The organism is Sphingomonas sp. DBB INV C78, assembly GCF_042693015.1.
GTDB lineage: Bacteria > Pseudomonadota > Alphaproteobacteria > Sphingomonadales > Sphingomonadaceae > Sphingomonas_E.
On sequence record NZ_CP170544.1, the window covers coordinates 2,970,633 to 2,992,254 of the forward strand.

19 protein-coding genes are annotated in these 21,622 nt (G+C 64.3%); 6 read left to right on the forward strand and 13 right to left on the reverse strand.

What is annotated here, in order from left to right; all coding sequences use genetic code 11:
- The first annotated feature begins 63 nt into the window (after window positions 1-63).
- The 3 genes from ACFB49_RS13875 to ACFB49_RS13885 are packed head-to-tail and all read left to right on the forward strand — an operon-like array spanning window position 64 to window position 3,076.
- Entirely contained in the window at window positions 64-1,953 is a 1,890-nt protein-coding gene (locus ACFB49_RS13875) for a PAS domain-containing protein (RefSeq protein WP_380871815.1), read from the forward strand.
- An 8-nt stretch (window positions 1,954-1,961) separates the two neighbouring features.
- A complete protein-coding gene (locus ACFB49_RS13880; RefSeq protein ID WP_380871816.1) occupies window positions 1,962-2,327 on the forward strand; it encodes a response regulator in 366 nt (121 codons plus the stop codon).
- Window positions 2,324-3,076, forward strand: a complete 753-nt coding sequence (locus tag ACFB49_RS13885) for a Crp/Fnr family transcriptional regulator (protein WP_380871817.1) — start codon at window positions 2,324-2,326, stop codon at window positions 3,074-3,076. The genes ACFB49_RS13880 and ACFB49_RS13885 overlap by 4 nt, the downstream gene beginning before the upstream one ends.
- Here the strand turns inward: ACFB49_RS13885 and ACFB49_RS13890 are convergent.
- Window positions 3,071-4,651 (reverse strand): winged helix-turn-helix domain-containing protein, encoded by a 1,581-nt coding sequence (locus tag ACFB49_RS13890; protein ID WP_380871818.1) that lies wholly within the window; start codon window positions 4,649-4,651, stop codon window positions 3,071-3,073. The two genes, ACFB49_RS13885 and ACFB49_RS13890, sit on opposite strands and share 6 nt — an antisense overlap.
- Window positions 4,652-4,761: 110 nt before the next feature.
- On the opposite strand from ACFB49_RS13890, the gene ACFB49_RS13895 reads away from it, so the two are divergent.
- The 3 genes from ACFB49_RS13895 to ACFB49_RS13905 all read left to right on the forward strand — a co-directional run bounded on the left by ACFB49_RS13895 (window position 4,762) and on the right by ACFB49_RS13905 (window position 7,435).
- On the forward strand, window positions 4,762-5,643 hold the full coding sequence (locus ACFB49_RS13895) for a class I SAM-dependent methyltransferase (RefSeq protein WP_380871819.1): 882 nt from the start codon (window positions 4,762-4,764) through the stop codon (window positions 5,641-5,643).
- A 394-nt stretch (window positions 5,644-6,037) separates the two neighbouring features.
- Window positions 6,038-6,385 (forward strand): DUF5076 domain-containing protein, encoded by a 348-nt coding sequence (locus ACFB49_RS13900; protein ID WP_380871820.1) that lies wholly within the window; start codon window positions 6,038-6,040, stop codon window positions 6,383-6,385.
- A gap of 489 nt (window positions 6,386-6,874) precedes the next feature.
- Window positions 6,875-7,435 (forward strand): DUF4272 domain-containing protein, encoded by a 561-nt coding sequence (locus tag ACFB49_RS13905; protein WP_380871821.1) that lies wholly within the window; start codon window positions 6,875-6,877, stop codon window positions 7,433-7,435.
- Window positions 7,436-7,561: 126 nt separating this feature from the next.
- On the opposite strand, the gene ACFB49_RS13910 is transcribed toward ACFB49_RS13905, so the two are convergent.
- The 12 genes from ACFB49_RS13910 to ACFB49_RS13965 form a co-directional block, all read right to left on the reverse strand.
- Entirely contained in the window at window positions 7,562-9,193 is a 1,632-nt protein-coding gene (locus tag ACFB49_RS13910; protein WP_380871822.1) for an ArnT family glycosyltransferase, read from the reverse strand.
- On the reverse strand, window positions 9,190-10,323 hold the full coding sequence (gene rfbG, locus ACFB49_RS13915) for a CDP-glucose 4,6-dehydratase (RefSeq protein ID WP_380871823.1): 1,134 nt from the start codon (window positions 10,321-10,323) through the stop codon (window positions 9,190-9,192). Before rfbG ends, ACFB49_RS13910 begins: the two co-directional genes overlap by 4 nt.
- On the reverse strand, window positions 10,287-11,057 hold the full coding sequence (rfbF, locus tag ACFB49_RS13920; RefSeq protein ID WP_380871824.1) for a glucose-1-phosphate cytidylyltransferase: 771 nt from the start codon (window positions 11,055-11,057) through the stop codon (window positions 10,287-10,289). Before rfbF ends, rfbG begins: the two co-directional genes overlap by 37 nt.
- Window positions 11,045-11,512 carry a GtrA family protein gene (locus tag ACFB49_RS13925; RefSeq protein WP_380871825.1) on the reverse strand — a complete coding sequence of 156 codons (468 nt, stop codon included), beginning with the start codon at window positions 11,510-11,512 and terminating at the stop codon, window positions 11,045-11,047. The genes rfbF and ACFB49_RS13925 overlap by 13 nt, the downstream gene beginning before the upstream one ends.
- The gene (locus ACFB49_RS13930; protein ID WP_380871826.1) at window positions 11,509-13,329 is read right to left on the reverse strand and encodes a thiamine pyrophosphate-binding protein; all 1,821 of its coding nucleotides are present in this window, start codon (window positions 13,327-13,329) and stop codon (window positions 11,509-11,511) included. The genes ACFB49_RS13925 and ACFB49_RS13930 overlap by 4 nt, the downstream gene beginning before the upstream one ends.
- The gene (locus ACFB49_RS13935; protein WP_380871827.1) at window positions 13,326-14,387 is read right to left on the reverse strand and encodes an NAD-dependent epimerase/dehydratase family protein; all 1,062 of its coding nucleotides are present in this window, start codon (window positions 14,385-14,387) and stop codon (window positions 13,326-13,328) included. Before ACFB49_RS13935 ends, ACFB49_RS13930 begins: the two co-directional genes overlap by 4 nt.
- On the reverse strand, window positions 14,384-15,715 hold the full coding sequence (locus ACFB49_RS13940) for a hypothetical protein (RefSeq protein WP_380871828.1): 1,332 nt from the start codon (window positions 15,713-15,715) through the stop codon (window positions 14,384-14,386). The genes ACFB49_RS13935 and ACFB49_RS13940 overlap by 4 nt, the downstream gene beginning before the upstream one ends.
- Window positions 15,712-16,647: a glycosyltransferase family 2 protein gene (locus ACFB49_RS13945; RefSeq protein ID WP_380871829.1), complete on the reverse strand. Its 936-nt coding sequence runs from the start codon at window positions 16,645-16,647 to the stop codon at window positions 15,712-15,714. Before ACFB49_RS13945 ends, ACFB49_RS13940 begins: the two co-directional genes overlap by 4 nt.
- 19 nt (window positions 16,648-16,666) lie before the next feature.
- Window positions 16,667-17,791, reverse strand: coding sequence for a capsule biosynthesis protein (locus ACFB49_RS13950; protein WP_380871830.1), 1,125 nt, complete (start codon window positions 17,789-17,791; stop codon window positions 16,667-16,669).
- Entirely contained in the window at window positions 17,788-19,728 is a 1,941-nt protein-coding gene (locus tag ACFB49_RS13955; RefSeq protein ID WP_380871831.1) for an SLBB domain-containing protein, read from the reverse strand. The genes ACFB49_RS13950 and ACFB49_RS13955 overlap by 4 nt, the downstream gene beginning before the upstream one ends.
- A gap of 29 nt (window positions 19,729-19,757) precedes the next feature.
- Window positions 19,758-20,582, reverse strand: a complete 825-nt coding sequence (locus ACFB49_RS13960) for an inositol monophosphatase family protein (RefSeq protein ID WP_380871832.1) — start codon at window positions 20,580-20,582, stop codon at window positions 19,758-19,760.
- Between the two features lie 61 nt (window positions 20,583-20,643).
- Window positions 20,644-21,447, reverse strand: coding sequence for an aldolase/citrate lyase family protein (locus tag ACFB49_RS13965; RefSeq protein WP_380871833.1), 804 nt, complete (start codon window positions 21,445-21,447; stop codon window positions 20,644-20,646).
- Between the last annotated feature and the right edge of the window lie 175 nt (window positions 21,448-21,622).

Below are 21,622 nucleotides of genomic sequence, written 5' to 3' on the forward strand. Positions count from 1 at the left end.
ACGCATCCCTTCGCGTTATCAGACGTTTAGGTCTGCAGATATGATGGAATAGGCGACGCAATGATGCAGACGGGATCGAAGGCAACATGGCCATTCGATGCCAGCGAGATGGCCGGGCGGGTCCGCGATTTTGATTGGACGCGGACACCGCTGGGCGCGATCCCTGGCTGGTCACCGGAACTCAAGATGGCGGTTTCGACTATTCTCGCCAGCGCATTTCCGAGCGCGCTCGTGTGGGGCCCGGATCTCGTCACCATCTACAACGATGGCTTCCGCCCTATCCTGGGCGCCAAGCCCGATGCGCTCGGCCGGTCCTTCGCCGAGATTTGGCAGGAAGCGTGGGCAGAGATCGGCCCTATCGCGCGACGGGCGATGGCAGGCGAGTCTACCTTCATCGCCGACTATCCCCTGGCCATCGATCGTTCCGATCAACGCGAGCAGGCATATTTTACCTTCTCTTACAGTCCCGTCCGTGATGCGAATGGCACAGTCCTCGGCTTCATCGACACGGTGCTCGAAACCACCGACGCTGTAAACGCGCGGGAGGCCGCGCGACAAAGCGAGGCGCGCCTCGCCGCGGTGGTCGACAGCCTGCCGATCGGCGTGGCTGTGACGGACGCCGGCGGCAAGATCATCATCATGAATACTGCCATGCATCATTATACGCCCACAGCGTTGATGCCCTCCAACGACCCCGAACGCCTGTGGCGCTGGCGGGCTTTCGATGTGCAGGGGCAGCCCATAGCGCCACAGGACTTCCCCAGCGCCCGAGGCTTACGAGGCGAATCCACCGTCCCCGGATTGGAAATGCTTTACACCGGCGATGACGACCAACCTCGCTGGACCAGCGTGTCAACCGTACCAATTCAGGGCGACCATGGCCAAATTGCCGGGCAGGCGACGGTCATGAACGACATCGACCAGCTCAAACGATCGGAAGCCGAGTTGCGCGCCAGCGAGGAGCGGTTCCGATCGGTGGTAGAGGGCGTGCCCCAACTCGTCTGGCGTGCGTCGCAAGGCGGCCAATGGACTTGGACCAGCCCCCAATGGTCGCATTACACCGGACAGGCGGAAAAGGATGGTCATGGATCGGGATGGCTGGCGATGGTCCATCCCGACGATCATGACCGGATATCCTTTGCCTGGACGCACGCCGGGGAAACCGGTCAATTCACGAGCGACTATCGCATCCGACACGCCGCCGAAGGGCGCTATCGCTGGTTCCAGACGCGCGCTTTGCCTGTCGGCGACAAGGACGCGATCGAATGGCTCGGCACTTCGACCGACATCGACGAGCTTCGCGAGCTTCAGGAGCGGCAGCAATTGCTGCTGGCCGAATTGCAGCATCGGGTGCGCAACATATTGACCGTGGTTCGCTCCGTATTTGCGCGCACGATGGACGGCGGGGGACCGATCGAGGAACTCTGCGATCATTTCAAAGGCCGCCTTGACAGCCTCGCCCGCACCCAGACCGTGGTGACACGCAATCCCGGTGGACAAATCGACCTGGAAAATCTCATCCGGGACGAACTGTTGAGCGTGGCATCAAGCGATGGGCCCAGTCTCAGCATTGAGGGGCCAGAGGTCTTTCTCGACGCCAAGGCCGCGGAATCGCTGGGTCTGGCAATCCATGAGTTGACGACCAATGCCATCAAATATGGCGCGCTTAAGGTGCCTGGCGCAAAACTCGATATTCGTTGGCGGACTGATCTGGATCATGGCGGAGAGCGCCGGCTTGACCTTACATGGACGGAACACGGGGTGCCTGCAGTCCCTGTTGGGGCGATCCATTATGGGTTCGGCAGCGAGTTGATCGAAGAGGCACTACCCTATCGGCTGGGGGCCAAGACGGAGCTGGAATTCCGCGGCGGCGGAATATGCTGCACCATCTCGGTGCCGTTGCCCGAAAAAGCCGTAGATCTGGTCGGTCCGGGGAAGACGGGCTGGCGATGACGGGCAGATTGGCCGGCAAGCGCATCCTCGTCGTCGAAGACGAATTCTTCATCGCGTCGGATCTGAACCGCGCGTTGGGGAGAGAAGGTGCGATTGTGATCGGGCCAGTCGGCCAACTTGAAAAGGGTATGTCGCTGGCTAATTCGGAACGGATCGATGCAGCGATTCTGGATGTGAATCTGGACGGTAAGATGTCCTATCCGCTGGCCGATCGCCTCACCGAACTGGCTGTGCCCTACTTGTTCGTGACCGGCTATGACGGTTGGTCGATGCCCAAAGAATATGATCGGCTGCCCCGCATCGCGAAACCATTTTCGATGATGAGCGTCGTCGACACCATGGTGACACTCGTTACTCCTGAACATTCGCGATGATGCGTGCCGCGCCGCGTCCGGTCGAATCGCATGCTCTTCAGCGTCTGTCGGCGCTCGCGCCGCTGGACGCCATGTCGATCGGCACTATCCGCTTGGCGCTTGGCCAAACCCTGCATGTGCGGGCCCGTCGCGATATTCTGACCGAGGGCACACCGATCACCAATCCGCGCATGATCGTCAGCGGATGGGCAGCGCGCGTTCGCCTGCTGGGGGACGGGCGCCGCCAGATTTTGAGCTTCCTGTTACCCGGTGATCTGATCGGCGTCTGCAATCAACCGTCTCCGCTGGCGGTGTCGACGGTAACCGCGATTACCGAGATCGGCGTCTGCCCCTTGCCCCCGGCGTGCGAGGCGCCGGCGCTTGCGCAGGCCTATACGATGAGCTTGGCATTGGAGAGCGCTTATCTCCTTGATCAGATCGCCCGGCTTGGCCGCCTGAGCGCGCAGGAGCGGATCTACAGCCTGCTGCTTGAAATCCATGAACGATTGCAACTCAACGGTATGGCAGAGGCTGGCGCCTTCGACGTACCATTGACTCAGGAGATGATGGCCGACGCGCTCGGCCTGACTTCGGTTCATGTCAACCGCATGCTGCAGATCGCGCGGCGCCAAGGCGATCTGCAGTGGCGTAATGGCCGGGTGAAACTGATCAATCCGGCAGAATTGGCACGCCAGATCGGCCGAAGCCCGGCACGCGTATCGGCCGTCCAGTTAAGAGACAGGTTCAGGCTGAATCGCTCTCAATCATAATCCAACATCGTGAAGGCCGCGTTCGATCGTCTCGCGCTCCCCAGATGGCACGAACGGAAATGATTTCAAAAAGTTGGCGCGTGTCATATCGGGATCGAGCTGGCGCGCGCGGTCGATCCACAGGGCGGCGCGATCGCCGTTGCCGGACGCATTGGCGGCAAGTGCCGCGATGATCGCGATATGCTTGTGCGCGCCTGGCGATCGGGCGGCCTTTTCGCCCCAATCGACCGCGCTGGCAGGATCGCCGCGCAGCAGCGCGTTGATCGAATGGACGGCGAGCATTGCGTAACGCAACGGATCGAGCGGGCTGAGCCGCAGGGCGAGTGCGGCGTCCGCGTCGCTCCGCCCGCCTTCGCACTGCGCCATTTCCGCCCAGGCCTTGGAATAGATGGCCTGCGCATAATTGGGGCTGAGCGCGATGCACTGGCCCAGCCGCTCGACGCTTTCACCGATCGCGTCGTCGAACCAGAGCGAGCGGCCGAGGTTGAGATGCGCGAAGGGGTCCAACGGATCGCATTGCAACGCCTGCTCAGCCAGCGAACGTGCGCGCTCGGCCATAACCTCGCGACGATCGGAATATTGCAGGAAGCAATCCTGAAAGGCGGTGAAGGACAGGCCGGACAAAGCGCGCGAGAAATGGGGATCGAAGGACAAGGCGCGTTCGAACAGCCCCGCGGCCCGCAAATTATCCGCCTTGTTGAACCGGAACATATGATCCAGCCCGAGATGATAAGCGGACCAGGCATCAAGCGCCGCTTCGGGCGTCCGTCGGGCCAGTTCGACCTCATGCTGGACGATATGGCTTTCGAGCCGGGCGACGATCGCGGCCAGCATCTCGCGCCGGAGATCGTGCAGTTCGTCCGGCCCGGCGATGAAGCGTTCGGCCCACACCACGGCGCTGTCGCTGGTCCGCGCGAGTTCGACCGAAAGGACGATGCCGCCTTTGGCCTCCTCCAGCGTTCCCGTCAGGCAGTAGCGGACCTTGAGCGCGGCGCCGATCTCCTCGCAGCTCGACGTCCGATCGCGAAAGCGGAAGGTGGAGGCCCGCGCGATCACCAGCAGCCAGCGCAACCGCGACAGATCGGCGATCAGTTCGTCGGCGAGTGCGTCGGCAAGAAATGCAAAAGGCCCAGCATCTCCCAATAGCTGGAAGGGCAGCACGGCGATGGACGGCCGCTCCTCCGACACGGGTGCAGCGCGCGGTGGATCATCGCGGCGCGATAGGGAGGCCGGCACCTGATCGACATGATCGAACGCCACAGGAGTGCAGAAGCGGAAGCCGCGGCCATGGATGGTGCGAATGAAGCGCTGCTGGTGGCCGTCGTCCTCCAAAGCCTGCCGCGCTGCCTTGACCCGCGACGCCACCGCGGCTTCCGAAACCACGCGGCCGCCCCAGATCTTCTCGATAATCTCGTCCTTGCTGACCATCCGATCGGCATTGCTGGCGAGCAGCAGCAGCAAGGAGAGAACCTGCGGTTCGAGATGCCGGGCATCGCCGCCTGCGCGAAGCTCGAACCTGGCTGGATCGAGCTCGAAATCCCCAAACCGGTAGATCAGCGACGAGTCCGTAACCAAAACCGTCCTTCTCCATGCTTTCTCCATGCCAAGTTCAAGCATGGACGTGCGGAAAGCCTATCAACGGCACATGGACCCGACCGATGCGGTCCCCGCAAAAGGAGAATGTGATGCCGCTCGATACAGCACCCAGGACGCTTGCCGGCCAGGCGTCCCCGCTTGGGCACGATGCTACAACGACGACCAATCCGAACAAAGCCCTTTGGGAAAAGGGCGACTTCACCCGCCTGGCCGCGACGATGCGCGACAGTGGCGAGGAACTGATCGCCGGCCTGGATGTGCGCGCCGACATGGATGTGCTGGACCTCGGCTGCGGCGACGGGACGACCGCTTTGCCCTCAGCCCGGCGCGGGGCGAATGTGCTCGGCGTCGATATCGCATCAAACCTGGTGGCGGCCGGCAATTTCCGCGCCCGCGCCGCCAACCTCGCCAATCTTCATTTCGAGGAAGGGGATGCGTCCCGCCTCGACGCGCTGGCCGACGACAGCTTCGATCTGGTGGTCAGCATCTTCGGGGCGATGTTCGCGCCGCGACCCTTCGATACCGCGAAGGAGATGGTGCGCGTCACCCGACCCGGCGGTCGCATCGTGATGGGCAACTGGATCCCCGGCGATCCCACGCTGATCGCGCGCGTGCTGAAGATCTGCGCCGCCTATACGCCGCCCCCACCCGAGGACTTCGTCAGCCCGGTGACCTGGGGGCAGGAAGAGACGGTCCGCGAACGCTTCGGCGCAGCGGGGATCGCCGATGACAGGATTCAGTGCGAGCGCGCGACCTATGTGTTCCGCTACGCCGGAACGCCAGACGCATTTCTGGGCATTTTTCGCGACTATTACGGCCCGACGATGAATGCGTTCGAGGCGGCGGAACGGAGCGGACGGCGTGCGGAACTGCAGGCCGAGTTGGAGCAATTGTTCCTTTCGGAAAATCGGGGCGGCGCGGATCGCACCGAGATAGCGGCAACCTATCTGAAAGTGATCGTCAGCAAGTGATCCGCGAGGGGGAAGCTTGGTTTACCCTCCTGGGTGCATGGACAAATTCCAGGCTGAAGGACTCGTCCGCTTTCGGGACGCCTCGATCAGGGGCTGAATGACGGAAAGGTTGGGTCTTTTACCCCCCCTCCCCGCGTAGTGGCGGCAAATTCCTGACTGTCGGGACACGACGCCGTTGCGGACTTTTCCTCCCCTCCCTGAAAGGGAGGTGTTTCGGCTATTTTTCGCAATTTTAAGCGAATGAAAATGCAAGATATTTGACGAAAAATGCGGACGCAATACGGAAATTTTACGTATTTCCGTTCTGAAACCGCTTCTGACTGGTATGGCGCTAACGCGATTTTTTGCCCAATTGCGGACTGTCGGGACACGCCGACATTGCAGACACAAGGCCGTGTCTGCCACGGTGGTTGAAAGTTTGCCCGACGAAGGAAATGAAGTGAACGAACTTGGCGTGCCCCAAGCGGCCGAACGCGACGATCAATCTTGGGAACTGATGAGAGTATGGGTCGCCGAGCGCGGACTACACTGCGCGTTGAAGGTCGGAGTTTATGAAAGTGAAGGCATTGGCGAGGAAAGGGCTTGGGGCATCGTACTGGCCGACGCAGCCAGGCATCTTGCCGACGCCGTTTCGTCGTTCACGGGTCGAGACAGAGATGCGGCTTTGAGCGCCATCCGTCTCTCTATGGAAGATGAGTTGAATAAGCCCACATCGCGGAAAGAGGGGGCGTTCCGCGATTAATCAAGGGTCCGCTTCCCCGACCATAGCGGACCTAGCGTGGCCGGTTCGACGCGCCTGATTCCCGACCGTCAGCAATTGGGCCGGCGATCGTCTGTTATGTCGGGGTTGGGGGACGTCAGCCTCTCTTCCTCCCCTCCCTGAAAGGGAGGGGCTGGGGGTGGGTTGGCGAGCGTCAGCGAGCCTTTGCCGCGTGTCGCGCGAGGCTACGCCGAAGGGCATCGAGCCCCTCGGCTTCGCGACCCACCCCCAACCCCTCCCTTGCCAGGGAGGGGAGTAGAAGGGAGCGACGTCCGCTTCCCCCGACATAGCAGACCTAGGGTGGCCGGTTAGGAGCGCCTGATTCCCGACCGTCAGCAATTGGGAGATCGCCGTCGGCCAGGGATGGTCTGCTATGTCAGGGGGAGCGGACGTTGCCATTGGCCTCCGCGACGTCCGGCCTGGGTGGAAAGCAGACATTGCGTCGGGTCGGTGCTTTCGTAAGAAGCAGACATGGAAAATGATACACCCGATCAGATACGTTCACCGGTCGACGTCGCGCGACGTGCGCTTACTCTCTTTGCCGTAGTTGCGGTCGGATTGGGCGCGGACCGGGAGGAAATCATCGAATGGCTACGGGAAAACGACCTGTTTGAAGAGCTTTCACCCGTGGAGGCTCGGTTCATCGAAGATCCTGAGCCATCCGAGCGTCAAATCATAAACGCGAGTTGGTATTCTGAGCGTTTGATAGCCCTCCTTTGGGCGCTCGACCTTGCATCGATGCCACCGGCTGATGAGCAATGCGATACTTCCCTGTTGCAGGACAGATTGCCGCCATATGCTGAAGTGAGCGAAAGAGACTTCATCAAGTCTGCAAAACTGCGGAGTGAGGAAGAGTTGATCGCTATGGCGGATCAAATTCTTAACCTCCACTGGGAAGCGCGAGACGCGAGAATACATGATCGTCCGCCGCGCAACGTCGACTTGGGGATCATTCAGGAACGACATCATGCCATCAACTGGGTGATTGGCTACGATGGGCTACCTTGGGATGAGGTAACCACCGACACCTAGTGGCTGGAATGGGGCGCGAGCTGCCGTTTCGAACAATGTCCCCTTCGTCGCGTGTCCTGACAGGCCGGTTTCGCTGAAAATTTGCCGAAAGCCACCGTCGTGGGTGCCGGCATTCGCCCAAGCAGTCTAGCGAGCCTTGTCGAGGCGGACGATCTGTACGGCCGGGCCGCCGATGTGGCCGGTGCGGGGCCGGAAACTCGCGACCACCTGCCCCTGGCCGAGCAGCGCGCGATAGGTGGCAATCTCCCGCGGGTAGAGGCTGGCTTCGCGCTGGTAGCGATCGAGGTGCGAGACGATCGCATAGTCCGCGCGGCACGTGTCCATCCGATCGCGATTGATCGTGCCGAGATCGAGGATCGAACGACCCTTGCGCCATCGTTCGGTGTCGCCGAAGCGCACCTGCCCTGCGAGCGCCTGATTGCCGTTGATGCAGCCATATTCGCCGGCAGGGAAGAGGAAGGTCCACCCCCGCTTTGCCCCCAGCATGTCGAAGGCCAGATGCTCGATCGCGATATGGGCATCGGCGGGAATGTGCCGCCGCGCCCAATCCGCGGCGAGCGTGCGGGTGTCATTGCGCCGCTCGGCCGCATTGGCCTCCACCGTCAGCGCAAGCGGCGTGGCGATGAGGCCGAGGATCATCGCCTGCGCCGCCCATCCGCTGAGCAGCCCGACGCGGCCCATCCAGGCGCCGGCGTCACGGATCGCCAGCGCTGCGAACAGGCAAAGGAAGGGCAGTAGCGGGACGATCCAGCGCGCCCAGATCAGCGATTCCGATGAAATGGCCAGCAGGAACAGCAGGAAGCCCGGCAGCAGCACGCAGCGCGCAATGGCATTGCGCAGTGACAGCATCAGGCCAGCCAGCGCGAAGACGAGACCGCTGAGCCCGAGCGAGGCGCGCATCGGTTCTGACAGATACCAGCCGAGGTTGGCAATGAGACCACCGCCGGTCGCCCCGAGATGCTGGGGGCGGGCCTCCCGGCCGAGATTGGCGAGGACGGTGGCGTGATCGATCAGCAGATAAGGCGACACGATCAGCAAGGTCGCCACCGCGGCGGCGGCGGCGATTGCGAGACGCGCGATGGTTTGGGGACGGTCGCCCGGATGATCCCGCAGGCGCAGCAAGGCGGCGCCAGCGACGCAGGCGATGATGGTGGCCGCCGGCCATTTGGTCGCCGTGCCCAGCCCCACCCAGATGCCGGCGAGCAGATAATCCCGCAGCCGGCCCTGCCTGGCGATGGCGATTGAGGACAGCACGCAGAGCAGCATGAAGACCGTCGCCTGCACATCGGTGCGGATCACCTGCGACCAGCTGATGTGCAACGGATTGATCGCCAGCAGGGCCGCCGCGAGAAGCCCCACGCGATCGTCATATAGTCGGCGCCCGATCAGGAAGCAGAGATAGACGCAGCCGACGCCGCACAAGGCGACGAAGGTGCGGCCCGGCAGCACCACGATCGATGGATCATGATAGATGGCGGCGGCAAAGGCAGCGGTGTCGGGCAATCGCCCGGTCAAATGGCCGAGGCCGAAAACGAGGATGTCGATCAAAGACAGCGCGTAGATCGTGGTCGTGCCGGGGTGGCCGAACCAGCCGGGGTTGAGCGTTTGATCTTTCAGCAGCTTGAGCGCGCTGACGACGAATAGCGGCTCGTCCGGATCGAGCAAGGCGGGCAGGCCGAAGCCGATGCCATAGAGCCGCACGGCCAGTGCGACGCCAAGAATCGCAAGCAGCAGCAAGCCGGTGCGGCCGATTTTCATGCCGCGGACAATTCCATCGACTGTCCGGCCATCCCGACGCGCCGTCGATATTCGGCGATCTGTGCCAGCGTCACCGTGCGGGCATCGGCGCCTTCATCCACCTGGCGGTGCCATTGGACGATCCAGTCGATCGTGTCTTCCAGCCGTAGCGACGGGCGCCAGCCGAGTGCGGCCCTCGCCTTGGAGCAATCGAGCCGGAGCAGGCCCGCCTCATGCGGTGCGGGGCCATCATCGGCAGCGGATTCCAGCGCGCCATCCCCCCAGGCGCGGCGCATCCGATCGACGATCCAGCCGACCGGGCGGGCATCGTCATCGGCCGGGCCGAAATTCCAGGCGTCGGCGAAGCGGCGCTCGCCGCCAAGCAGTCGTTCGGCGATCTGGAGATAGCCGCCCAGTGCTTCGAGCACATGCTGCCAGGGCCGGACTGCCTGGGGCGAGCGGATCATGGGCGAGACGCCCTGCTGGAAGGCGCGCACGAGATCAGGCACGAGCCGATCCAACGCCCAATCGCCGCCGCCAATGACATTGCCGGCGCGGACCGAGGCGAGAGCGGGCGCGTCGTCCGCGTTAAAAAACGAGCTGCGATACGCCGCGACGACCAGCTCCGCACAGCCTTTGCTGCTGCTATAGGGATCGTGCCCGCCCATCGGATCGCCTTCGCGATAGGGCCAGACCCATTCGCGATTTTCATAGCATTTGTCGCTGGTGACGCAGACCATGGCCGCAACGCCGCCGACGCGCCGCGCAGCCTCCAGCACATGGACCGTGCCCATCACGTTGGTGGCATAGGTTTCGACCGGTTCGGCATAAGACAGGCGCACCAGCGGCTGCGCGGCGAGGTGGAAGATGATTTCGGGCTTCGCCTCGACCATCGCCGCCTCGACCGCGGCGAGATCGCGCACGTCACCTTCGACATGACGGATCAGATCGGCGATGCGCGCGGCTTCGAACAGGCTGGGATCGGTGGGCGCGGGCAGCGCAAAGCCCGTCACCTCGGCACCCATCTGGTGGAGCCAGAGCGAAAGCCAGCTCCCCTTGAAGCCGGTGTGGCCGGTGACGAGAACGCGCCGGCCGCGCCATGTTTCGGATGGCATCACCAGCGCTTCCACGGCGCCTGGCCGGTCTGCCACAGCCCTTCCAGATATTGCTTGTCACGCAGCGTATCCATCGGCTGCCAGAAGCCGCCATGGCGATAGGCCACCAGCTCGCCGGTTCGCGCGAGATGTTCGAGGGGTGCTGCTTCCCAGGTGGTGTCCGGCCCCTCGATCAGATCGAGCACGCACGGGTCCGCGACGAAGAAGCCGCCGTTGATCTGGCCGCCATCGCCCGCCGGCTTTTCCCGGAAGCTGACGACGCGATCGCCGTTGAACTCAAGCGCGCCGAAGCGGCCGGGAGGCGCGACCGAGGTGATCGTCGCGAGTTGACCGTGCGAGCGGTGGAAACGGACCAGTTCGGCCACGTCGATATCGGCGACGCCATCGCCATAGGTGAAGCAGAAGGGCTCGCCCGGCCGCAGGTAAGACTGGATCGCCTTCAGCCGGCCGCCCGTCATGGCGTGGGCGCCGGTTTCCACCAGTGTGATACGCCACGGCTCGCTGCGGGTCTGATGGACCTCCAGCTCGTTATTGCCGAGGTTGATGGTAACGTCGGCGGTATGAAGGAAGTAGTTCGCGAAGAACTCCTTGATCATATAGCCCTTGTAACCGAGGCAGATCACGAAGTCGTTCAGCCCCGCGGCCGAATAGATCTTCATGATGTGCCACAATATCGGCATGCCGCCGATCTCGACCATCGGCTTGGGCCGGGTGGAGGTTTCCTCGCCAAGGCGGCTGCCGAGGCCACCGGCCAGTATTACGGTTCGCATTTCATCTCCTGAGAGCTTGCCTGCATGGGGGAATAAGACGGGCGGAAACTGATCCGGCTGTGCCAGAAATAGGAGCCCACGATGACGATGAGCGCGAAGCCGAGCTGGGCGATGACCGGCTTCAGCCCGGCGATCTCGACGAGCAGCGGCAGCGCCAGCCAGTTCGCGGCATAGTTCGCGAGGTAGAAGGAGGAGAAAGCCACGAATTCGCGCAGCACATTGCCGCGGGTGCGGAAGACGCCGAACTTGTAGGTCGTGAACGCGAACAGCAGGCTGACCGCCTGCGCGATCAGCAGCGCCACCATATAATGGACGCGGAGCAGCGGGCTCGCCCACAACAGGATCGGGAAGATCGACAGGCCGAACACGGTGTTCGCGCCGCCAGCGATCAGGAAGCGCAGGGGCCGCCCGCCGTCGCGCAACATCGCGCCGATCCATGATCGCAAGGATCTCATGCCTCCTCGATCAACTCGATCAGCATATTTTCGCGCAGCACTTCGCGCGGCAGGAAGGGCGACAGATCCTCAAGCGCGGGCGAGGTGATCCGGCCGTCGGGATGCTGCTTGGCCCCGAGCTTGGGCGCGAAGGAGACATTCTCGTCCAGGAAGATCTCGCAGATCACCGGCCCCGGTTCGGCCAGCGCCGCCTTGAAGGTCGCGGCGATATCGTCGTGGCTGGCGGTGCGGAAATAGGCAAAGCCGAAGGCGGCGGCGACCTTGCCGAAATCAGGGAAGGTCACATTGCTCTTGGGCCCACCGCCGACCTCGACACCGTTGAAGAAGTTGCGGTGCGTCTGGAAGATCGAGACATAGCCGCTATTGTTGAGCAGGAAGACCTTCACCGGCAGATTGGCACCCGCGATCGTCTGCAATTCCTGCAGGTTCATCATGATGCTGCCGTCACCGGCGAGGGAGATCACCCGCTGATTATTCCCGGTCGCCGCGCAGACACCGATCGCCGCGGGCAGGTCATAGCCCATCGTCGCGCAGCCCGAATTGGTCCAGAGCCGCTGGCCGCGCTTCAGGGTCGCCGCCTGGAAGCTCACCACGCAGGCGCTGCCATTGCCGGTGACGACCACGTCATCCTCGTCGAGCTGGTCGAACAGTTCCGCCATCGCGACATAGGGGTGGACGAGCGCATGATCGCGATATTCGGGCAGCACCGCAGGGAAACGCCGGACGCGTTCGCGTGCCCAGCCGAGCCATTCGCGATGCGCTTCAGTCGGGCCGTCATAGGGTTGGGCGAGCAGCACGGGGATGAGATCGGCGAGGTTCGCGACGACCGGCATGTCCGGCGTCACGGTCGGCTTGCGCATTTCGACCGGATCAATGTCGACCCATATCTTGTAGGCGGCGCGCGCGAAGGTCTTCCAATTGTAGCTGACCTGGCGGATGTTGAGCCGGCTGCCGAGGATGAGCAGGAAGTCCGCGCTCTGCGTCACCATATTGCCGCCGCGATCGCCCACGGTGCCCGGCCGCCCGGCATAAAGCGGATGATCGTTCCACAACAAGTCATGCGCGTTCCAGCCGGTCACGACCGGCACGCCCAGGCGTTCGACCAGTTGAAGGAAATCGGCATAGGCCCCGCTCAGACGGACGCCACCGCCAGCGAAAATAACCGGTCGCTCGGCCGCGCGCAGGCGCGCCAGGATCTCCTCGGCGGTGGCATCAAGGTCGGTATGCTTCCACGGCTCGTCCAGCTCGGCAGGATCGAAGCCGGGCAGCAGATCGTCGGGATCGATCTTGGCGGCCTGCACGTCGAGCGGGATATCCAGCCAGCACGGCCCCGGCCGCCCCGAGGTGGCCAGATAGATCGCCTTTTCGAGATGGTAGCGGATCGACCGGGGATCGGTGACCATCACTGCATATTTGGTGATCGGGCGGACCAGTTCCTCGATGTCGAGTTCCTGATCGCCATATTGGCGAAGCGGCAGCCCGGTCGACCGCACCGTCGTTTCGGTCTTCACCTGGCCGGAAATCACCAGCATGCCGATGGAATCGACATAGGCGCCATAGACGCCGGTGATCGCGTTGGTGCCGCCGGGGCCTGACGTCACGTTCACCACCGCCAGCCGGTTGGTCAGCCGGTAATAGGCCTCGGCCGCCATCGCCAGGGCCTGCTCATGATGGGTGAAGGTGCATTGCAGTCGCGGATGCGTGCCGAGCGAATGGTTGAGGTGCATGGCACCGCCGCCGGTAAGCATGAAGACATGCTCGATCCCGCGGGCTGCCACCTGTCCGGCCACCCAGTCCGAGAGTTTCATCAATGTCATGATTGCCATCCATTCCAGATCGCCGTGCGGCGGATCGCTTCATCCAGATTGACGATCGGGCGCACGCCAAGCGCGCCCTCAATGTGCGCGGTCGAGGGCACGTAGCGCCCCGGATTCCAGCCGGGATCGGGCTTGCCGAGGATTTCGACCGGGGCATTGCCCAGGATCGCAGCGACACGGCGCGCGAGATCGGCGATCGAGACCGCTTCTTCCGATCCGACATTGAAGGTGGCGCCCGTCTCCCCCCGGATCAGGATCGTCCATAGCCAGATCGCGAGATCGGCGGCGTAGAGGTAGGAGCGGACCGCCGTGCCCGCGCCTTCGACGCGCACTTTCCGTCCGTTCAGCGCATCGCGGATGAAATTGCCGGCCGCGAAATGGATGTCGAGCGACAGCAATGGCCCGAGCAATGCGAAGATGCGGGCGTTGACGATGTCGAGGCCGAACTGGCGTCCGTAGATCGCGCACAGCATCTCTGCCGCGCGCTTGCCCTCGCCATAGGCCGACAGCGGATCGAGGCAGTTGGGGCCGCCGGTCCAATCCTCGGCCACATGATACATGCCCGCCGGCTGCGCGCCATAGACGGCGCCGGAACTGAGGTAGAAGAAGCGGTGGCAGTTGCGTTCGAGTGCGAAATCGAGCGCGCGGCGCGTGCCGTCGACGATCGTCGTGAACATCCGGCGCGGATCGTGGCGGTTGAGATCGGCGCTGGCGTCGGTCGCGGCGTGGATGATGTGGGTGAAGTCGCCCTCCCCCTCCGAGAAATCGGACACGTCGCCCGGAACGCAATGAACCAGCGGCGATTGCGCGAGATGGGGGCAGCGACGCCGGAAGCCGTCGGGATCGCGGCTGAGCAGCAGGATCTCGATGCCCAGCCCCAGCCGGCGCTCGGCATCGACCAGCGCTTCGAGCATCCAGCGGCCGATGAAGCCGGTGCCGCCGGTCATGAAGATGCGCGCGCCGCGCAGTTCGGGCCAGAGCGGGCCGAGTGCCGCGAACATCGCATCGAGATCGTCGGCGAACGCCCAGGGGCGCTGCACCTGCGTCATCACCGTCATGCGGCGAGCGCTCCTTCATGGTTGGGCGCAATCGCCAGCCCCAAGGACGGGGCATGGTCGCGGTGCGCGCGCCAGATCAGCCAGAGGCTGTCGAGCGCCAGCGCCCAGAGGATGAGAAGGATGAGGCCGGGACGGACGAACTGGCCGATCGCCATACCGAAATGGCCGATCACCGGCTGGCCGCTCAGCCAGCTCCGCGAAACCATGTCCGGGAAGGGCGAGATGATCCAATCGGCCGATATGGACAGCAGATAAGCGGCGATGATGGCGATGATCGGCCCCGGCCGCCGCCACGGCTCCAGAAACACGAGGAAGATCAGAAACGCCTGGGTGTATCCGCCGGGCGACTGGCTGGCGAGCGAGACCGCCAGCAGCAGCGCCGATACCCGACCGATCGGCAACGCCCGCGGCTGCAGCCAGGCGCCCAACAGGCAAAGGAGAGCCAGCGCCTGGCTCGTGCGGATCAGGATCGGCACGCCCCACATGATCGCCTCGACCGTGCGCGACGGCAGGTAGGCAAGGATCGGGATCGGCGTCGACCAGATCGGTAGGAGCGATGCGTAGGTGGTCGAATAATAGATCTGTTCCCACACATTGCCGCCGACGAAAGTGACGACCCAGTTGCGCATATTGTCGACGATCTCGATCGGGCTGCCGGCGCCGACCAGCGCATAGGTGACGAGGTAGATCGCAAGGGTCGCGATCCCGGCCAGTTCCAGCGCGCGCCAGTCGCGCTTGAGGCCGAGCGCCAGCACCGGCAGCAGCAGATAGGGCTTGAAGTTGATCGTCATCGCGGCGGCAAAAGCCCGCCAGCGCGGAGAGCGGACGATATCGCCATGCGCGATCACGAAGAAGGCCATGCAGGGCAGGATGAGGTTGCCGCGTTCCAGCGCGAACAGCATCGGCAGGCCGAGCGCGAAGGTGATACCGCGCACGGCCGCCGTGCGGGGATCGGCGCGGCGGAAGGCGACCCAGGCGAGCACCACGCTAATCGCGTAGGACGCGAGGATCGCAAGCTGCCCGAACCAATCGCAATCGCGCCCCTGGAAGGGCGAATTGATGTAGCAGCCGGGCAGGCTGAACAGCTTCAGGAACGTGAAGGAAAGCGGCGGATAGACCGTCCGCCAGACATCATAGGCGCCTTCGTTGTTGGACCAGTAAGCGGTGTTGAACCAATCCATGAACGTGTCGTTGGTGTCGACGAGGAAGGGCTGCGGCAGATAGCCGCGCGTGAAGAAGGCCCACAGCAGCCAGCCGAAGCTTGCAACCACCAGCGCGGCGAGAAGCATCTCCGCGATGGGGCGTGCCGTGGGCCGCACGTCCTTCACGGCCGGACGTCCGCGGCGGCGCGTTCGCCCACGAAATTCAGCCGTTCCTCCTCGATCACCAGCGGCACGTTGCGGGTGCGTTCGGAGATCATCCGAACCTGTTCGCCGATCAGGCCGACGAACAGCATCAGCATGGCGAACATCGCCATCGGGACGCCGAAGGAGAGGAAGGGCCAGGCGGATGCGCCGAGCAGCGCCGCGCCCAACCCGGTGCAGAGCAGCAGGACGGCAAGGACACCGGCATAGACGGAGCCCTTGATCGGCCAGCGCAGCAGCGACTTGGACGAACCGGCGATGCCCGAAATGGCGAAATCGACCAGCGTCCCGAGATCATTCTTGGTTTCGCCGGCAGCGCGCTGGGGCCGATCGAAGGGAACGATCGCCAGCCGAAAGCCGGCTTCGACGACCATCCCGCGGAAGAAGGGCTCGGGTTCGTTCCAGCGCGCCAATTCCTCCACCACGGCACGATCGAACAGACCGAAGCCGGTCGCGCCCGGAACCACGGGATAATCGGCGAAACGGCCGAGAAAGCTGTATCCGCCCCGGCGAATCAGGTGGAGCAGCGGACCGGTCTTCTCGCTGCGGCGCTGCGCCAGCACCACTTGCGCGCCGGCGCGCCACAGCCGCAGGAATTCGCCGATCATCGCCGGCGGGTCCTGGAAGTCCGCGCACATCCCAATCACCGCATCGCCGCGCGCCTGATAGATGCCGTGGGTCGGCGAACGCATCTGGCCGTAATTGCGGTTGTTGAAGATGGCGCGCGTGTGGGGATCGGCGGCGCAGATCTCACGCAGCAGATCGCGCGTCCGATCCTGCGACTGGTTGTCGATGAAGATGATCTCGTAGGAGGTCGCATGCCGTTCCGCCACCGCCTTCACCTCGGCGTGGATGGCGCGGACATTCTCCTCCTCGTTGAAGCACGGGATAACCACTGAGAGTTCCGGCATCGCCTCAGTCCTCACGGCGGGCGTCGCCGAACAAGACGATGCCGGTGGAAGGGGCGTAAAGTTCGGTGAACAGCGCCAACACCACCAGCAGGACAAGCAGGGCGACCGCCGGAATGTTGAAATGGCGGCCGGCATCGAGGCGCGGCTGTTCGAGGATCTGCACCTCGGCGGCGCTCTGTGCGGTCAGTTCATCGACCGCGACCTGCTCCGACAGGCGCGAATAGGCTTCATAGAGCGCCTGGGCGAAGCGATAGTCGCGATAGAGATTGAGATATTCGGCCGATACCTCGGCCAGGCCCGCGACGTTCGGCCCGCCCGCCCCCTGCGTCGGCGTAGTGCTGCGCTGGACCTGCGCGCGGAGCGCCGCGGCCTCCGCTTCGAGCTGGCGGAGCTGGACATTTTCCGGGCCGGCGATGCGCCGGATCGCTTCGAGCTGAACCTGTTTCGCCTGCAGCCGCGCTTCGAGATCGGCCCGCTGCATCAGGGCAGAGCCGAACTGGGCTTCGGGCTCCGCCAGCCGGTTGCGGCGACGAAATTCGTTAAGTGCAGCCTGCGTCTGGGTGAGCCGGCGGACCGCCTCGCCAAAGCGCCGGTCGACCACCTTGCGCTTGGTGATGATCCGTTCCTGGCCGAGCGTGCCGATGCGATCGCTGATCGCCGCGACATAGGCATGCGTCAGCGCCCGCGCCTCGGCCGCTTCGTGCGTCGTCGTCTCGATCTCCAATATGCCGCCCGGCAGCGAATGGACATCGACCTTGCGGGCGAGCGCAAGCCTGGCCTTTTCGGTGGTGGCATAAGGCGCCGACGGCCCGACGAGCTTGAGCCGGTGGATGACGTCGAGCGCCACATCGTCGCTCCGCCCGACGGCAAGATAGACGTCGATGGGCGGGCGTCCGCCGCCGAGCAGCGTGGCGAAGCCCGACATCTGGCTGCCCAGCGCGTTGAGCATGGAGGAGACGCCGCCGCTGCTATTATCCTGCGGCATGATCTTGGCGCGGGCGAGGAAGGGTTGCGGCCAGATGGTAAGGACCAGCAGCACCAGCGCCGCAATCGCATAGCCGCGGCGACGCTGGCGTGCGTCCGCGACGCCGCGCCGGACGGCATGCGCGAGGGAAGCGAGGCTCGTCATTCCGCGAGCACCTTGATCGACGCCGCCGCAGCAACGCCGCCGAACAATGTGCTGGTGATATCGCGCAGCCGCGCCCAGAATTCGCCACGGCCCGTCTCGATCGGCACATAGACCAGATCGCCCGGCAGCGCGGGTGCGCCGGTGACCGTGCCGCCACCGCTCCGCTTCGTGACGACCGATCCATTGGCGCGCACGACGAAGATCGTCGATTTGTCGCCCATCTTGCTGACGCCGCCGGCGTTCTTCAGATAATCGCCGATGGTGCGGCCCGGTGCGTAGCGGAACGAGGCCGAGCTCGGCACCGCACCGAACACGCCCACCGTCACCGGCTGCGGCGGAATATAGATGGTGTCGTTATTTTCGAGCACGAGATCGCCGGGCAGCGAAGTCGCATCGGCGGACACGTCGAGCACCAGCCGGCCATCGGGCTCGCGGCTGCGGAACTGTGCGATCACCGACTGGACAGCCTGCAGATAGGCTGGCTGCATCTGATCGGCGCGGTTGATCGAGACCAGCGGCTGCGTCGTCAACTGGAGCTCAAGGTCACGGATCGCGCGCTGAAAACTCAATCGCTGCTGCTGGCGGACGCTCTCGCGCGTCACCACGGTCGCATAAGGGAAAGCGTGGCCGGTCAGGCCGCCGGCCTTGGCGATGACATCGCCCATCGCCGTGCCGGGCTGAAAATAATAACGCCCCGGCCGCGCGACCTCGCCGCCGACGGTGACCAGCACCGGCTGCTGGCCGAGCGGGCGGGCGATACCGACGGCCGAGAGGACGCGGACGATCTCGCTGCGGCCGGCCTTGCGCGCGTTCGCTTCGGCCGGCGTCAACTCCTCCCAGCCGCCGGTCGATCCCGCGAGCGGGTTCAGCACCATCAGCCGCGCATCATCGGCGACGGTGTTGGCGCCGCCGGCATAGAGGAGCAGATCGGCAAGCGAGTCGCCGGGCGCGGCTTCAAAGATCGCCTCGCGGTTGACGCTGCCGACCACCGCGACCTGTGCGCCGACCGGCGCGACATAGATGACGTCGCCATTCTGGAGCGCGAAATCGCCGGCCTTATCGCCGCGCAACAGCAGATCGTAGAGGTCGAAATCGGAGACGAGCTGGCCGCCACGGCGCAACTGGATCGACCGGAAGCTGCCGCCCGCCGAAGGGCCGCCCGCAGCCAGCACTGCATTCACCAGCGTCGATAGGCTGCTGACCGTGTAGGAGCCGGGCGTGGCGGCGAAGCCGGTGACATAGACGGTGATGCCATGGAGCCGGCCGACCGCGACGCTCAGGTGGAAATCGCGATAGAAGCGCGACATCTGGCGGGCGAGCAGATCCTGCAGATCGGCATAGCGAACGCCGGCAACCGTCACCGCGCCGGCACGCGGCAGGAAGACGCGCCCCTCGGGGTCGACGACCAGGCGCAGATCGTCCGCCTGCACCGACCCCGCCAGCCCGATGACGATCTCGTCCCCCGGATTCAGCCGGTAATCGGGCGGCACCGTGGTGGTGGGGGGGCTGGTGAAATCGCGCGCGCCGGGCACCAGCAGATCGCTGCCGAACCGGCGCAGCGGCTTGTCAACGACGGTCGACACATAGGTTTCGAACTCGCTCGGCAGGCGCGGCCGGGCCGCGGCGATCGCGCGATCGCGCTCGGCTTCGGCCGTGCCCTCCTCGCGCAACTGCCGGCCGGAAAGGGATTCGGGGCGCGGCGCGGCGGGGCTGATCTCGACGGGCGCCAGCGGAGCAGTGGAGTCGGCAGCGCCGGCCCCGATCTGCGCTGCCGCGGCCGCCGGGCCGATGGCGCGTGCAGGGGAAGTCGTCGCCGCGGAATCCTGCGGTCCGAGCGGCAGGAACTGCGCCTGCGCCGGCAAGGGTGCGAGCAGCAGCCACGTCGCCACCGCGCCGAGGAAGTGGTGCTGTCGCGCGGCTGGAAAGGGAGAGGGCATCTTCATCTCTGTATTGAGGCGGCGGGCGGTCATTCGGCGACAGCGGCCACGTGGCCGAACAAGGCCGTCTGCGCGAGGCCCCACAGCGCCTCGCCGGGCGCGGCGATCAGGCCGTTCCGGCCATCGGCGACACGATAGGGCGAACCATCCCAGCGGGCGACGCAGCCGCCGACTTCCTGCAACAGCAGCGCGCCGGCCGCATGGTCCCAGGGCAACGTCCGCTGGAACATGGCGATCTCGTTATCCGCCAGGCACAGCCGCGGATAATGTTCGGCCGCACAGCGCGGGATCGGCACGAGATCGAAGGCCTCCGCCGCGCGACTCTCGATCCGGGCGCGCTCTTCGGCCTGCATGAACTGGGTCGCCAGCGCCGCTAACGGGCGTCCGGATGCTACCGGATGGACGCGGATGCGATCGCCATCGATGAAGGCGCCGCCACCGCGGATCGCGTGGCACATACGGTTGGCGACGGGATCATAGAGCCACCCCGCTTCGGTGACGCCGTCGACCAGCAGCGCGACCATGATGCCGAACGGGCGGCGGCCGGCCGCGAAATTGGCGGTGCCGTCGAGCGGATCGACCAGCCAGACGGCGCCGCGATCGAGCCCGTCGAGCAGGCCGGGATCGGCCGCGCAAGCCTCCTCACCCACTACGCGGATGCCGGCGTCGAGTCGCGTGAGACCCTCCGTCAGCATCGCTTCGGCTGCGCGATCGGCGATGGTCACCACCTCGCCCGGCGTCTTCTCGATGATGTCGCCATCCGCAAGACCACGGAAACGCGGCATGATCGCCGCCGCGCCGGCCGCACGGACAAGCGTCGCCACGGCACGGTCGAGGTGCTGATATCTGTTCATGGGGAACCGATCGTCGTGGCGGCGGGCGGCAGGATCACCCTGCCCGCCCGGCCAGCCTGTTTCAGGCAGCGTGCTGGATGACCTTGGGCTGCGGCATCCGCGCTTCCATCATGGCGATGCGCGCGAGATCTTCCTTGGCGATGCTGTTGTAATAATCGCGCTTGTTCTTGAGCCAGGCGAGTTCGAACGCGACGGCGTGCATGATGCCGTCCTCGATCCGGCGATGATCCAGCGCCGCACCATCGAAGACGATCTTGCGCGTTTCGAAGCGATCGAGCCGCACCTGGCGGATCTCGCGGAGCGCCGGGATCGCCTCGATGGCGACAGATCCGCCGACCACCAGCTCCAGCCCGTTATCGCGGCACTTGTGCGCGACCTGGAGAACCGCGTCGGTGATCGCCCGATCATTGATTTGATTGCGCGCCAGCCCGCGCGACAGGGTGAAATCGACGCGGCCGAACACGATGCCGTCGACGCCCGAGCGCGCGATGGGCAGCATCGCATCGAGATTGTCCAGCGTAGTTTCCGTTTCAAGATTGAACAGAAAAGACGTCGTATTTCCGCGTGAATCGTGAGTTTTTGTCTTTGCTTCTATAAATTTTGTCAAGGCGTATGGCGTTTCCACCATAGGCGCTATGATATAATCTGCACCATAAAGCTTAGATGCCAGCAAATCTGAAACAGCTTCACAGCCACCGATCTTGAGAGCGACTTTTATATCCGCCCTCTGTGCGACCTCAAGAAGACGTAACAACTCATCCGGCCGGGTCCCTTCCGCCTCGAACTCGGCCTTGACAGCGACGACGCCGTATTCGTCGCGGCCGCGCTTCAGATTTTCGAGAAGATTTATCTCAGCCAGGTTCATGGGACCCTCAGAATATTAGCTGTCGGGCGCATTATCCGACGATGACCGAACCGATAAGGCCACAGTCATTCCGGTCCCAACATCGCGATGACGGAGCGGTGAGCCCAAACCCGCAGCGACAATTTGCGATCGGCGATGAAGCGTTGTTTTTTATAGGCAAGATGAGATGAAGCGT

Coding starts and splice junctions, on each gene's coding strand:
- ACFB49_RS13875 (WP_380871815.1), top strand. CDS start 64: ATGCAGACGGGATCGAAGGCAACATGGCCATTCGATGCCAGCGAGATG.
- ACFB49_RS13885 (WP_380871817.1), top strand. CDS start 2,324: ATGATGCGTGCCGCGCCGCGTCCGGTCGAATCGCATGCTCTTCAGCGT.
- ACFB49_RS13895 (WP_380871819.1), top strand. CDS start 4,762: ATGCCGCTCGATACAGCACCCAGGACGCTTGCCGGCCAGGCGTCCCCG.
- ACFB49_RS13905 (WP_380871821.1), top strand. CDS start 6,875: ATGGAAAATGATACACCCGATCAGATACGTTCACCGGTCGACGTCGCG.
- ACFB49_RS13910 (WP_380871822.1), bottom strand. CDS start 9,193: ATGAAAATCGGCCGCACCGGCTTGCTGCTGCTTGCGATTCTTGGCGTC.
- rfbF (WP_380871824.1), bottom strand. CDS start 11,057: ATGCGAACCGTAATACTGGCCGGTGGCCTCGGCAGCCGCCTTGGCGAG.
- ACFB49_RS13925 (WP_380871825.1), bottom strand. CDS start 11,512: ATGAGATCCTTGCGATCATGGATCGGCGCGATGTTGCGCGACGGCGGG.
- ACFB49_RS13930 (WP_380871826.1), bottom strand. CDS start 13,329: ATGACATTGATGAAACTCTCGGACTGGGTGGCCGGACAGGTGGCAGCC.
- ACFB49_RS13935 (WP_380871827.1), bottom strand. CDS start 14,387: ATGACGGTGATGACGCAGGTGCAGCGCCCCTGGGCGTTCGCCGACGAT.
- ACFB49_RS13950 (WP_380871830.1), bottom strand. CDS start 17,791: ATGACGAGCCTCGCTTCCCTCGCGCATGCCGTCCGGCGCGGCGTCGCG.
- ACFB49_RS13955 (WP_380871831.1), bottom strand. CDS start 19,728: ATGCCCTCTCCCTTTCCAGCCGCGCGACAGCACCACTTCCTCGGCGCG.
- ACFB49_RS13960 (WP_380871832.1), bottom strand. CDS start 20,582: ATGAACAGATATCAGCACCTCGACCGTGCCGTGGCGACGCTTGTCCGT.
- ACFB49_RS13965 (WP_380871833.1), bottom strand. CDS start 21,447: ATGAACCTGGCTGAGATAAATCTTCTCGAAAATCTGAAGCGCGGCCGC.